General features: G+C 48.8%; 11 protein-coding genes and 1 pseudogene. 7 read left to right on the plus strand and 5 right to left on the minus strand.

The window, feature by feature from the left end:
- Window positions 1–6: 6 nt before the first annotated feature.
- Together BUB73_RS06400 and BUB73_RS06405 are read right to left on the minus strand one after the other, a co-directional pair.
- Entirely contained in the window at window positions 7–1,440 is a 1,434-nt protein-coding gene (locus tag BUB73_RS06400; RefSeq protein WP_073284502.1) for a glycosyl hydrolase 53 family protein, read from the minus strand.
- 70 nt (window positions 1,441–1,510) lie between these two features.
- Window positions 1,511–2,131, minus strand: coding sequence for a hypothetical protein (locus BUB73_RS06405; protein WP_073234922.1), 621 nt, complete (start codon window positions 2,129–2,131; stop codon window positions 1,511–1,513).
- 242 nt (window positions 2,132–2,373) lie between these two features.
- Here BUB73_RS06405 and BUB73_RS06410 point away from each other — a divergent pair, with 242 nt between their 5' ends.
- The 7 genes from BUB73_RS06410 to BUB73_RS06440 all read left to right on the plus strand — a co-directional run bounded on the left by BUB73_RS06410 (window position 2,374) and on the right by BUB73_RS06440 (window position 9,552).
- On the plus strand, window positions 2,374–3,717 hold the full coding sequence (locus tag BUB73_RS06410; RefSeq protein ID WP_073284505.1) for a class I SAM-dependent methyltransferase: 1,344 nt from the start codon (window positions 2,374–2,376) through the stop codon (window positions 3,715–3,717).
- 373 nt (window positions 3,718–4,090) lie between these two features.
- Window positions 4,091–4,828, plus strand: a complete 738-nt coding sequence (locus tag BUB73_RS06415; protein WP_073284507.1) for a CAP domain-containing protein — start codon at window positions 4,091–4,093, stop codon at window positions 4,826–4,828.
- 2 nt (window positions 4,829–4,830) lie between these two features.
- Window positions 4,831–5,508, plus strand: coding sequence for a uracil-DNA glycosylase (gene ung, locus BUB73_RS06420; RefSeq protein WP_073158181.1), 678 nt, complete (start codon window positions 4,831–4,833; stop codon window positions 5,506–5,508).
- Between the two features lie 147 nt (window positions 5,509–5,655).
- Complete coding sequence (locus tag BUB73_RS06425) at window positions 5,656–5,979, plus strand: DUF4321 domain-containing protein (protein ID WP_073158178.1); 324 nt, start codon at window positions 5,656–5,658, stop codon at window positions 5,977–5,979.
- Window positions 5,979–7,397 (plus strand): Asp-tRNA(Asn)/Glu-tRNA(Gln) amidotransferase subunit GatA, encoded by a 1,419-nt coding sequence (gene gatA / locus BUB73_RS06430; RefSeq protein WP_073158175.1) that lies wholly within the window; start codon window positions 5,979–5,981, stop codon window positions 7,395–7,397. Before BUB73_RS06425 ends, gatA begins: the two co-directional genes overlap by 1 nt.
- A gap of 514 nt (window positions 7,398–7,911) precedes the next feature.
- The gene (locus tag BUB73_RS06435) at window positions 7,912–8,823 is read left to right on the plus strand and encodes a hypothetical protein (RefSeq protein WP_073284510.1); all 912 of its coding nucleotides are present in this window, start codon (window positions 7,912–7,914) and stop codon (window positions 8,821–8,823) included.
- A gap of 81 nt (window positions 8,824–8,904) precedes the next feature.
- Window positions 8,905–9,552 (plus strand): hypothetical protein, encoded by a 648-nt coding sequence (locus BUB73_RS06440; protein ID WP_073284513.1) that lies wholly within the window; start codon window positions 8,905–8,907, stop codon window positions 9,550–9,552.
- A gap of 75 nt (window positions 9,553–9,627) precedes the next feature.
- Here the strand turns inward: BUB73_RS06440 and BUB73_RS06445 are convergent, their stop codons facing one another.
- The 3 genes and pseudogenes from BUB73_RS06445 to BUB73_RS06455 form a co-directional block, all read right to left on the minus strand.
- Window positions 9,628–10,314 carry a hypothetical protein gene (locus BUB73_RS06445; protein ID WP_073284516.1) on the minus strand — a complete coding sequence of 229 codons (687 nt, stop codon included), beginning with the start codon at window positions 10,312–10,314 and terminating at the stop codon, window positions 9,628–9,630.
- A 200-nt stretch (window positions 10,315–10,514) separates the two neighbouring features.
- Window positions 10,515–10,610 (minus strand): annotated as a pseudogene (locus BUB73_RS17670) (transposase); the annotation flags it as partial.
- 217 nt (window positions 10,611–10,827) lie between these two features.
- Complete coding sequence (locus BUB73_RS06455; protein ID WP_083538123.1) at window positions 10,828–12,231, minus strand: FISUMP domain-containing protein; 1,404 nt, start codon at window positions 12,229–12,231, stop codon at window positions 10,828–10,830.
- Between the last annotated feature and the right edge of the window lie 2 nt (window positions 12,232–12,233).

A 12,233-nucleotide genomic window follows, 5' to 3' on the forward strand; every position in this document is an offset into this window, starting at 1 on the left:
ACCGCTCTAAAAAAGAACTTCGTATTCGTCAAAAGCCCGCTTGTTGGCCTTCAAATCGCCGCCCACCCAGTCAAACAACGCAGTGCCCCAGGCACCGGAACGTTCCGGCTCCCAGATGAATGCGCCCAGAGCGCGGGGCACCTGTTCCATCACCTGATGGGTCTTTACACGGGATCCGTCAAAGCCGTAATTATCAGGCGTTGAGGAACCATTGTATTCGGCAATAAGAAATTCCAGATTCGTGTAAGTCTTGCCCAAGTTGGTCATCAAGTTTTTCCAGGAATCGGGATTGCCATGCTCGTAAGCGGAGTAGGCGGAGAAAGCCATTACATCCGGCGACACCTTGGAATTCTTGATGATCGAAGACATCCACCAATCTACGGTATTTGTCTTGTGGGGACTTTCGATATGGAATACAACTTTTATGTTGTTCGAAATCTCCTTGACAGCCCGGGAACCTGCGGCCAGATATTTCGCCGTATTGGCGATTCCTGTTGCATTGCTCATGACACCGCTAACGGCCCCATCGGCCGCCTGAACGTTATTGCCCCAGCAACCCGTATTGCTCTTGGGAATTTCGCGGAGCATGCCGTTGGTAATTTCGTTACCCACCTGCACCATTTCGGGCAAGGCACCTGCAGCCTGCAAAGCCAACAGAACATCCTTGGTGTAAGCATAAACGGAATCGGCCATGGCGTCAGAAGTTCTTACACCACGCCAACGTTCCGGAATAATCTGCTTGCCCGGATCGGCCCAGTTGTCGCTATAATGGAAATCCAGCAGCAGCTTGAAACCCGCCGCCTTGGCCCGCTTTGCGTAAGCCACCACATGATCCTTGTCGCCAAACGCTTCCACATTTTGGGGGAATTCACCAGTCCCCTGATTGCAACCCGGAGCGGCATAGCCATACCTGGCGCTGGGGCCCACAAAAGTCTTTAGGCGGATATAATTGAAACCGTGATCCCAGAGCAAATCAAAAATATCCTTGGGCGTTCCATCCACATCCAAAACACGGATACCCTTGGCTTCATATTCCTGCATCTGGGAAACATCGGCACCAAGGATTTTGGAATACTCGGGATGAGAACGCAAACTGGAAGAAGAACCGGGAAGCGGTTCGTCCAAAGAACTGCTGGTAGGTTCATCCAAAGAACTGCTGATAGGTTCGTCTGCGGAACTGCAGATGGGTCCGTCTGAAGAACTGCTTACAGAAGGTTCATCCGAGTAACTCAGAGGAATTTCGTCGGCAGAACTGCTGACGGACACGTCAACAAAACTACTGGTCAAAAAATCGTCAGCTGAACTTTCTGGAAGAACCTCAAAAGAACTTTCCGGCAAAGGTTCATTGCCCAATTCATCAGGCAACGCCTCAGTGGAACTGCCGCCGCACCCGATCAAAGCCAGTGCAGCAAACCCAATAATACCCTTAATCTTTCCCATACAGTTAAATTTACCCTTTTTACGGGGCAACATTCGTTAACTGTTGGTAAAAAGTCAGCAGTTTATCGTTTTACAGAACCACTTTCAACGTCATGGCGCAAAACACAATCGTCGAAACGTAGTTAAGGACCTTCTTGAGATAAACAAGATCCCTGGGCGCACGGAGGGAACCATCCTTGTAGTATACCTTGCCATGGAGCAACCAGAACATCTTTGCCTGAGATACCAAGGAAGGGCTGCCCAAGATAGACGTGTTTTCCATGACCGTGTACATGGCATTCCAATGTTTGCGCAGGATTGTACTGTTCAAAAGCATTCTGGGATTCTTATACAAGCCCAATCGGATAAACTGTACGGAATCGGCCCGATCGGTATCCGTTCTTGCAGGGTAAAGCCTTACGTCTACAGATCCGTTATCAAGCTGCATATATCTTAGGCTGGCGCCACTTTCCGACAAAGTAACACACGTCGGAGCAACCAGGTTTCCATCGATATCCCTAGAGACAACGCCCATATCGTAAGGGCGAGATCCCCAGAAAGCATCAAAGCGATACCGACTGGAACCTCCATCGCGCCCCTGGGGGGCAACGACGGCTTTGTATTGATCATTAAACCTGTTAGCCTTATCTTGTTTAAAGAATCGGTTAAAGGTGAACTGGCCGAAAAACTGAAAAGCATCAAATGCTTTCATTTTCTCATGTACATTCATACACTTACCTAAGATTGGGAATCCAACTACCAAAACAATAAATTTGACTCACCAATCCCACTGAATCAAATCTGGCGACAAAGATAAAAAATCTTAACATTCGTTGCGAGGGTGTCAACGATTACTTTTTTACTACATATCAACAACTTTTCAATACTTTTAGATTACTTTTAAAAACATTTTTCTAGCACAAATCCCTTTCAACAAAAGCTAAATTTGCAACAATGCTTTATTCCGACCTGCTCATATCCCCTGCCGTACAAGAATTCATCCTCAGCGCCATCAAGAAGAAGATGGATGCCCTGCAAATTTCTACAGCACTGAACAAGGCCGGATACAGCAATGAAGAACGGGCCGCCATCATGGACTACATGATGTTGGTCCCCAAATTTCGTGAAAAGTTTTTTGGCGAAGCCGGCAAGAAATCAGGCAACGACGCCTTTTTGCTATGCGACCGCCTAGCTTTGGAACAGAGTACCGCCCAGGATATCGGCCGTTACAAGGCAAACCTGTGGCAAGCGGGAGCCGAAAACATTGGCGAAAGCCCGCGGGTACACGACCTCTGCTGCGGCATGGGCGGCGACAGTTTCTTTATCCCCCAGAATTTCAAAGTGACTGGCGTAGACCTGGACCCCGACCGTCTGCAGATGTACGCCTACAACACAGAAAATTTCCGCGGCGAATCCAGTTCGACGATCTCCGGGGACGTTCGAGAAATCGCCCGCAAAAATGGCGACTCCCCCGCACAAGAAAAAGCAGACTTCTTTACCATCGACCCTGCCCGTCGTGCCGTAGAAGGCGAAAACCAGCGTGACCTCCGCAATCTCACCCCCACCTTCGAAGAGGTTCTTGAAATTTCAAGGCACTACAAGGGCGGCATGGCAAAACTTCCTCCCGGCTACCCCACCAACGAAATTCCCCAGGATGCAGAACTGGTTTACCTAGGAAGCCACGCCGACTGCCGCGAATTGCTGGTGCTGTTTGGCGCATTGGCAAAGAACCCCGGAAAAGTTCGGGCCATCATGGTGGATAAAAATGGCGAGGTTGTAAAAGCCGCAGATGGTACGGATGCAATCTGGCAGGGAACGCTAACCGAGATACAGGCAGCCTCCAACAAGGACGCCGAACACGATCTGCCCGGCTGCGAAAGAAGTTTCCGCAACGCCACCAGCGAAAGCGACTTGCCCGTCGGCGAAGTTTCGGAATACCTGGCAGAACCGACGGCACTGCTGATCCGCAGCCACCTTTTTGGAAGCGTGGCCCAGGCCGCAAACTCAGACGCCCACCTGATTTCAGAAGGCATCGCCTACGTGGCAAGCGAAAGTCCGCTCCCCTCCCCCGCCTTTGCCAACTTCAAGATTCTTGACAACTGCGAAATCGCCACCAGCGCCGTCCGCGATATGCTCAAGCGACATAACATCGGCAAGCTGACCCTAAAGCTTCGCGGTGTAAAGGTAGACCCCACCGAAGAAATCAAGAGGCTAAAGCCCAAGGGCAAGAAAGAAGCCATACTTTTCTACACCCGTCACAAAGGCGAGAAAATCGCAATCCTGGCAGAACGAGTTTAAAAAAGACCTCCGGAGTTTTGAACTTCGGAGGCTTATTTTTTAGCGAATCGCCATTCCCCGTGAAAATGGTTCCATAACTTTTATAGAAACCCGTCGGATAGGCCGAAAAGCCATATTTAATTATCAATGGTCACAAAAAAAACTCCGATTTTACATTTTATACAAAACATTTCCATGTTTTCATGGCTAGGTATCAGATACAAGATATGAGATACCAGATATGAGTTTTTATTATCGCGCCGATGACGCCTAATGTCACCCAGAGGGAGCACAGGGTCTCGTGCGACCATGGGATTCTGAAACAAGTTCAGAACGACCCACGGCGAGAAGGTTTGTTGTGACATTCCGGCGTTCTTATATTATTTTTTCTTGTATGTTCAAGCTTTTCCCTATCTTTACAGTTTCTGCAGCATTGATGTTCGTTGCCTGCGGTGACGATTCCTCCAGCGTTTCCGTCCAAGACGAAACCTCATCCTGTTCTAATTATCAGTCTGCGGAAACATCCTCCAGTTCCCCAAAAGAAGACGGAAATATTAGCGCAAGCAGTTCATCCAACAACGGATCTTCCGCAACCCCGGCAAGCAGCGAGTCAACGACCGTTCCGGCAAGCAGCGAATCCTTGACAAGCAATTCCTCCAGCAGCCAGGCTTCCACGCCGGCAAGCAGTGAAACTGCAGAAGCATCGGATTGGCGCAGTTACTGCCTAGACGTAATTAACAAGTACCGCACCTCAGAAGGTCTGACGTCCCTAGTTCTTGCCCCCGAAGCAAAGCAGACTTGTGTCGAAGAACAGGCCGCAGCCGACCTTAAGGCAAACTCGGCCCATGGTCATTTCGGGGACTGCGGTGAATTTGCCCAGAACTCCGGCCCCAACATCTCACTTTCCTGGATGGGAACCGAAGAGAAAATCGTGGACTACTACCTAGAAATGATGTGGAACGAAAAGAAGTTGGTGGAAAGCGGCCAGCGCGACCCCAACAAATCGGAAGACTACTCCTACATCGGTCATTATCTCAACATGAGCAGTACCAAGTACAGTTCCGTCGCCTGCGGCATCGCAAAATCCTCAGACGGAAAGACCGGCTGGTTTAACGTTAATTTCCACAAGTAGTTATGGCTGTAAAACTCGAAGAATCCTGGCTGAACCTGCTCAGCGACCAATTTGAGCAGGATTATTTCAAACAAATTAAGAATACGCTTTTAGACGAACGCGCCAAACAGCATGTGGTGTATCCGCCGGCCTCTAAAATTTTCGCAGCGCTGGACTTCTGCCCTGTAGACAAGGTCAAGGCCGTTATCATCGGACAGGACCCGTACCACAACCCGGGTCAGGCCCATGGCCTCTGCTTTTCTGTACCCATGGGAATCGAGCCGCCCCCTTCGCTGATCAACATTTTCAAGGAACTGCACGACGACCTGGGAATCAACCCGCCGCCCCATGGCAATCTGGAATCCTGGGCTCAGCAGGGGATCTTGCTTTTGAATGCATCCCTGACAGTTCGCGCCCACCAGGCCGCAAGCCACGCGGGAATCGGTTGGCAGCAATTTACTGACACCATCATCAAGAGGCTTTCGGCCACCCGCGAAAACCTGGTGTTCCTTTTGTGGGGCAGTTTCGCCATCAAGAAGCAGGAGTTGGTGGCTCCCGGCCGCGGGCATCTGATCTTGACCGCACCCCACCCCAGCCCCCTTTCGGCCTACCGCGGTTTCTTTGGTTGTAAGCACTTCAGCAAGGCAAACGCCTACCTGCAAAGTAAAGGGCTGGAGCCCATTGACTGGTCGATTGGGTAGTAGGAAGTAGACAGTAGGTAGATGGGAGTTTTTTTATCGTGCCAACGACGCCTAACGTTATATCATATTTTGTAATTCGTAATTATTCACTGTTCACTCTTCATTGTTCGCTGCCCTTATCTCTCCCCTTTTTTTATATTTGAACTCATGAGTCATAAGAATACATTTGCACGTCTCGTGCTTTTTATTGTACTGGGCTTGATTATCGGCGGTGTCCTGGGAGAATGCCTGGGAGTGCTGTTCGGTCAACTCGGTGAATTGATGAATGCGGGTGGTTACAACAATATCGTTCACAACGTGTTTGTTACAGCTTTTCCCTTTAATATCGGTTTTCCCGACAAGCCGGAACCCGTGGTTCTTGACTTGTACATGATCAAGATTGCCTTTGGCGTTGGCTTCAAGATTAACTTCGCCAGCATCATCGGCATGGTTGTCGGCATCTACATTATGAAATGGTCCGGAGAAAGGTAATGATTACTATTGAAGAATTGCAAGCTCAATTGGCTAGCGGCGCCACAACTTCTGTGAAGCTCACTGAAGAAGCTCTGGCTAAGGTCGAAGCTACTAAGAATTTGAACGCCTACATTTCCGTTCTCAACGAACGTGCTTTGGAAAAGGCTGCTGAATCCGACAAGCGTCGCGCCGAAGGCAAGACCCTGGGTGCTCTTGACGGCATCCCCGTCGCCATCAAGGACAATATGTGCCTGGTCGGAACCCGCACCACCGCCGCTTCCAAAATTCTTGAAAATTTCGTGGCCCCCTACACCGCTACCGCTGTCGAAAAGCTGGAAGCTGCAGGCGCCATCATCATCGGTAAGACCAACATGGACGAATTCGCCATGGGTTCTTCCAATGAAACCTCTTATTTCGGTCCTGTTAAGAACCCTCTGGATGAAACCCGCGTTCCGGGTGGTTCCTCCGGTGGTTCTGCCGTAGCTGTTGCCAGCGGTACCGTCGCCTGCGCACTTGGTTCCGACACTGGTGGATCTATCCGTCAGCCCGCCGCCTGCACTGGCGTCGTGGGTCTGAAGCCCACCTACGGCCGCGTTTCCCGTTACGGTCTGTTGGCCTACGCCAGCTCCCTGGACCAGATCGGCCCCTTCGGTTCTACCGTCAAGGACGCAGCAATCTTGATGAACGCTATTGTTGGCGTTGACCCCCATGACAACACCACCAGCACCCGCCCCGCAGAAGACTTTACTGCAAAGCTGGACGCTGGCGTGAAAGGCAAGGTCATTGGCGTTCCTAAGGAATACTTCGCCGAAGGTCTTGATCCTGAATGCAAGGCAGCCATCGAAGCCATGCTGAAGAAGCTGGAAGCCGAAGGTGCCACCATCAAGGAAGTAAGCCTCCCCAACATCGGCAACGCAGTTTCCAGTTACTACATCATTGCAACTGCAGAAGCTAGCTCCAACCTTTCCCGCTACGACGGCGTTCGCTACGGTTACCGCAGCAAGGATGCCCGCAAGCTGATCGACCTGTACTCCATGAGCCGCAGCGAAGCTTTCGGTAAGGAAGTGCAGCGCCGTATCCTCCTGGGTAGCTATGTGCTTTCCGCAGGCTTCTACGATGCCTACTACGTTCAGGCTCAGAAGGTCCGTCGCCTCATTACCGACGACTTCAACAAGGCTTTCGAAGAATGCGACGTAATCGCCAGCCCCACCATGCCGGGTCTCCCGCTGAAATGTGGCATGAACGAAAGCGACCCCATGGCCGTTTACTTGAGCGACATCTACACCGTTAGCCTGAACCTGGCCGGTCTCCCCGGCGTAAGCGTTCCTTGCGGTATGGCTGGCGGCCTGCCCGTTGGCCTGCAGTGGATCGGCAAGCCCTTCCAGGAAGCCGACCTGCTCAGCGTCGCTGCTGCAACTGAGAAGCTTGCAAAGTGAGGGTTGCGCCGACAAGCAAATTTGTCGGCATGACCGAACGCAGCAGCGGACGCCAAAGGCGTCAAAAGCTTGCAAAGTGAGCCTGCACGAGGAAGCGCCGCGATTAATGCCGCAGACCTTCGCAAGCAGCTCGCCTCACCTGCATGTTTACGCGGGACAAAGAGCCTGCATGGGTCGCCCCCTCTAAAAAGCGCAGTACACATAATTTATTAAGGATTCGCCCCTCGGGGTGGATCCTTTTTTGTTTCAGGAGGTTCTCTACAACGAAAAAAAGATACTAAACAGAATTTATACCCATAAAAAATGATCCTTTTCAATTCTTATAGGTAAAATTATAAACAAACTAACACAAAATTTAACCAAATCAGGAAAAAAAGCCCTACACTACCTATAACAAAACCAGTATTCAAGTCTGTTATAGGTAATTCAAAAAAAAACATCTTTACAAATAACCAGGTTCCGACCCAAATTATACCCATAATACACCAAATACATTCCAATTTATAGGTAAAAAATGCAAAATCATCTTGTCAAAACACCAATTACCCAAATTCGCAACATCCTGGAAGATGTCGTTGTTCAACTATCCGCTCTTTCTCAGCGAATTTTCCGAAGCAAGGCCAAAAAACAGCAAGGATCCTTACGCATCGCCATCAACAAGGGCACTCCTCAATACTATCACATAACAACGAAAGGAGATACTAACGGAAAATACATTCCAAAGTCTGACTCCAAGCTGATTTCATCACTTGCGCAAAAAGAGTACCTCGAAAAATGCAACCGTATTATTGAAAGGCAACAAAAGGCGCTAGCCCGATTCCTAAAGGATTTTCATCCCGAAGACATCATTGCGGTTCATACAAACCTTACGGAAGCCAAAAGGAGATTCGTAACGCCTTTGCTCCTAACCGACGAGGAATTTGCAGCGCAATGGCAAGCCAAGCCATACAGTGGAAAATTTTTCGCAAAGGATACTCCAGAACATTTCACTAATAGCGGATTACGGGTCCGTTCCAAATCTGAGGTGATTATCGCCGAATGCCTCGCCCGCCACAACATTCCGTTTCGTTACGAAGCCCCGCTGGAATTAATCATCGGGGATACGTCAAGCATAACCGCCGAAACACCGACGAACAACATTCGCCGACGCACCCTCAATCAAGACGCCGACCTCATGCAAAGCAAGGCAGTCACATTCTATCCCGACTTCACCTGCTTAAACAAGCGCACCCGTCAGGAATTCATCTGGGAACATTTTGGCATGATGGACAATCCCAATTACGCCAGAAACGCTATAGAAAAACAACGAAGCTACGCTGCCGCTGGCTACATTCCAGGAATAAACTTTATCGCCACCACCGAGACGACGGATCTTCCCCTGAACATCCCTTACATAGAGCAAATGACAAAATCATTGCTAATGTAAATCTGTCCCAACCTTCACATGCATAAGCATTTACTACCTTTCTCGCCGCTCATGTGAGCTTCATTTTTAAGGGTTAAGAAGATGAACTTAAAGATTTTACTGGGTGCAGCCATAGCTGCATTTTTATTCGTTGGCTGTTCCAGCCCCCGTTTTTTTGTTGATTCCCAATGGACCAATAAACCGGCAAAAGCAAAATTTATTTTTTCTACCGGAGTTGTAGAAAATCAAGAGGATCTAGATGATGTCCTTGTGGAAGATGAAAACTTCACGGTATGGTTTGCAAGGCAGCTCGAAGAAAATGTGAAGTTCTATTCCAACCATGTTGACTTCACTGCCGAAAGAATTTCTAAGGAAGAAATGCTAGAAGAAAAAGTGACCTTAGGGAAAAATCCCGTCACGGTCGGCAAGCCCAAGACATTTAACAGCGACGCCGAAATCTACGTCGTTCTGAACAATCTCTGGTTTGGACGAACTCAAAGGACCTCGTACTATACCCATAATATAGCGGCGGGCACCCCAACAACATCGTCCACCAATTACTTCATATCCATGTCAGGCCGATACGCCTTCTACGACACGAGAACCCAAAAGATTCTTGGCTACGGCGAATTCAACACCAACGAAGAATATGTCCGCAACTTAGGGCGCGACAGCTGGAAACGATTAATCCAGACTTCTATAGAAGAAATCCTTGAAAACACGCCGCTAACTTATCCCGCCGCAAAGTAAGGAAAAGACTTGTTCAATACAGAACAAGTCTTTTTCAATAACACGTGCAGTACTAAAACTGCGCCGCAAATTCTATTACTTCTTCAGCACCGGAGTTCTTGCAAGAGTCTTTTTCACGAGAGCCAACACGCATTTTTCCCAATCACCCCTGGTCATGGCGTAGGCAAACTTGCTCTTGATATTCCAATGTCCAAAGGCGACACGGTTACCAGTCTTGGCGCTATAATAAGCGTAGTCAGCGTAAAGCCACAGACCGTTATCCGCGATGGTGGGGCCTGCGGTTGCCATGCTGTTGTTAGCAGGAGCACCGTAACCATTTTGAGAGACATTCTGGATGTATGCCCAGTTTTCGTAGGAATCTTCGCGACGGCTGAAGTTCACATTGGAGAAAACCAGATAGTAGCCGTCACCATCCATGGCCATGGGCTTCATCATGTTGAATTCCACAGTCTGGATGCTATCCTTTTCGTGGACCAGGTCACTTGCATTCACTTCAACAACGTCGAAAGCCACGGAATTCTTGGTGACCAGATTCAAGTCCTTGGTCAATTCAGCCTTGAACCAGGCGCTGAAATTGTCGGCGTATTCTTCCAGGTCGTCCTTCACGTCATCCTGATTTTCGACCATGGGCTTGGTGAATTCAACGGTTACGGATGTGGGCTTTTCGGTCCATTCCGGATCAACGAAGAATGTGGGTTTCTTGGCACAGCCTGTAAATGCCATGGCCACAGCGGCCATGCAGCAGAACAATTTGATTTTCATATTTTAACCCCTATATTTTGGTTGACGCAAATATAAAAAATCAAACCAGAAAAAAGGAACCCACCGGCCGGTGGTTCTTCATAGACGGGCAAAGCCCTATGTTACGGCACGCGCTAACACGCGTACGCAGTCTGCCACCTGCGATGGTCCTTACCCGGCTACCCGTAAACGGGTTATTTCTTTCCGAATAGGCCTAACTGTTCCCCGTAGAAAACCTTCCTTCTAAATTTTGGGGCAAACACAATGTGATATTTGCAATTCCACGTTGTATGTGCAGTTGTATTTCTATTATTCATATTAATCCTTTGGTTTTATTGTGATGCAGTTGGCAGACCGCACCATCAATTTAGCCAAAGGATTTCTTTTTTCATGATCGCCAGAAGGCTTTACTTGAACACCCCAGCATAGCTGGGGTTTTCATTTTATACAGAAACGTGACGAAATTTTATAATTTCGCCAGCCTCAATCACCCCTCCACAAACAAATACTTATGGATTTTTTGACAAAAAACAGTTATTCCATTATGCAGCGGACACTGGCTTCATACAGGTCATCTGCAAACGGATCCAAATTCACGTCCTTGTTTTGATTGCTCAGATACAGGCCAACGTGGGCACTGGTCTCTCCGTCGTCGGCAACAGAATTCGTAGAACCCCAGAACAGGGCATAATCCGTCTTACTGAAAATGTCGTGCCTACGGAACCCAGCGGGTATGGCGTTAAAGCCGTAGAAATCACGGGCATTCAGACGTCCCCACTTGCCAACAGCCATCAAACCCTCGCCTACCCCGAAATCGCCAGCATGAGCCTTGACGGTATCGAGAAGAGATTCAAAATCCATTTTCTCGGGAAGACGCCAGCCTGTCGGGCAGGCTTTCTGGGCAGCATTCCAGCTATATAGACGACCATACACGAGGCAAGAATCAAGGTTGAAATCACGGCAGTAGCTTTCCCCATCGGGATCTTCGTAATTCAGATTCTCGGCCATCCAAGTTTGACTTCCTATCTTTACGGTCTTATATATGGTGCTGTCTCGTTCGTCTAACATTTGCCCCATCCGCATATCATTCTTAATGCAACGAACCGGCATCCTAATATCCTTGGTCCGGTAAAGCATGGCTTCAACCGTATTTTCGATGGTATAGATCCAGACATCCATATCATCTAAATCGTAGGTCCCAACAGCCGAAGATGTCCAAAAATGAGCTTTCATACCCATCGGGGAACCCCAATCATCAGCCATCCCCAACGGGAGAGCGGCAAATCCCAGGGAATTATATACGTCGGCCTGCCGTTTCAAAGACCACAACGTATCACTCTTCAGGGCGTCATCATAATAGATTGAACCTTTCTTCGCCTTGGCATAATTCACCAAAAGTTCCCACTGCCCCAAAGTAGGCACATCCCACCCTTCCGGGCATACCTTATAAATTTGTACAGAAGTTGTCCAATAGTAAGCCCCATAAATATCGCAATTTGACGGTTTATCATCACGGCACTCGTGCTCCACCCCGGTATACCTTAAATTTTCGGCCATCCACTCTTGGTCGCCAATAGAAACGGTCCTATAAACCTTGTCGTCTCGAGAATCCACCATGACTCCATAGGAGCCCTTGAACCCAGAAACGAAACTGGAGGACGAAGGTATGGAAATACTAGAAGAGGAACTTACGGATGACTCCTGAGAATACCTCCAGGAGGAACTGCTGTACCAGGAAGAACTGCTCGCTCCAGAGCTATACCTGTAGCTGGAACTGGAACTACTGTACCCCTCGGCCACAAAGCTTTTTTTATCGAAGCTAGAGGACGACTCGTTTTCCAGGTGGCCGTACAAATCTTCATAATCACCCACATAATCCGTGCAGGCGACAAAAGGCAAAACAAGTAGGCAGCACAAAACAAAAAATTTAACGTTCATCT

This window comes from Fibrobacter sp. UWH6, from assembly GCF_900142465.1.
Classification (GTDB): Bacteria; Fibrobacterota; Fibrobacteria; order Fibrobacterales; family Fibrobacteraceae; genus Fibrobacter.